This is a genomic window from Amycolatopsis sp. NPDC059657, assembly GCF_042734395.1.
In the GTDB taxonomy this organism is placed as follows: Bacteria; Actinomycetota; Actinomycetes; order Mycobacteriales; family Pseudonocardiaceae; genus Amycolatopsis.
This window is the reverse complement of record NZ_JBHWEB010000276.1, coordinates 1-1,123: the sequence shown is the minus strand read 5'-3', so window position 1 is coordinate 1,123 and position 1,123 is coordinate 1. Positions and strand designations below refer to the sequence as shown.

The 1,123-nt window shown below is 69.5% G+C and carries 1 protein-coding gene; it reads right to left on the bottom strand.

Annotated elements, in window-relative coordinates; all coding sequences use genetic code 11:
* Nucleotides 1-336: hypothetical protein (locus ACFV15_RS48195; RefSeq protein ID WP_378360257.1), on the bottom strand; the 336-nt coding region annotated here is incomplete at its 3' end.
* Nucleotides 337-1,123 lie beyond the last annotated feature (787 nt).

Genomic DNA, 1,123 nt, shown 5'->3' with positions numbered 1-1,123 from the left:
GGTGCGATCGGTGGTGCGCTGGGTGGTGTGGCGGAGGGTCTGGCGGGTGCGCTGGGCAAGGTCGGGCGGGATGTCTGGGCGAGGTTGCCGAGGGGGGTGCGGGCGTTCGGGCCGTTGGGTAACACCGCGTTTCAGATTCCGGCTGCGGCGTTGTCGAATCCGATCATCAATAAGGCGACGCATAATCCTGGCGGAGCCATGGACGGGATCTTCGGCGCTATCGATCCCGGTGGTGGCGCGCACGCCAAGCCGAAGATTCCGCATGTCGACATGCCCGACATCAAACCCATCGGCGACCTCAAACCGCTCTCGGCGTTGTCGCCGGGCACTGCCCACGGCGCACCTGTGGTCGACCCCAACGGCACCACGGTCGGTACGGTCTTCACCCATTCGACAACCCCGCAGGCAAGCCCGCCGTCGTGGCTGGCCGCAGGTGGGTCGGCGCGTCAGGGCCAGTTCAATAGCGACTCCGCGCAGGGCTCGGGCCAAACCGGCAGGTCCGCCACGACGCCGGCCCCGGTGCCCACCCAGAGCGGTACGCGCACGAGCACCGGCGGCCAGCCGACAGGTTCGGAAGGCACCGGCACCGGCCGGCAGTCCCAGACCCCGGTTCCGCTGACAGAGACGGCGGAGAACCCGGCAGGATCGACCGGTGGTCGTGCGGGTGAGTCGGTGACTCAGCCGACTACTTCGGCGGGTGGTGGTCGTGCGGGTGAGTCGACAACTCAGCCGACTACTTCTGCTGGTGGTGGCCGAACTGGTGCGCCGCAGGCGGAGACTGGTCGGGACTCGTCTGCTACGGCGGGTGGGGCTGGTGGTGGTCGTGCGGATGAGCCGACGACGCAGCCGTCGCCTACTTCGGCGGGTGGTGGTCGTGCGGGTGAGCCGACGACGCAGCCGACTACTTCGGCGGGTGGTGGTCGTGCGGGTGAGCCGACGACGCAGCCGTCGCCTACTTCGGCGGGTGGTGGTCGTGCGGGTGAGCCGACGACGCAGCCGACTACTTCGGCGGGTGGTGGTCGTGCGGGTGAGCCGACGACGCAGCCGTCGCCTACTTCGGCGGGTGGTGGTCGTGCGGGTGAGCCGACGACGCAGCCGACTACTTCGGCGGGTGGTGGTCGTG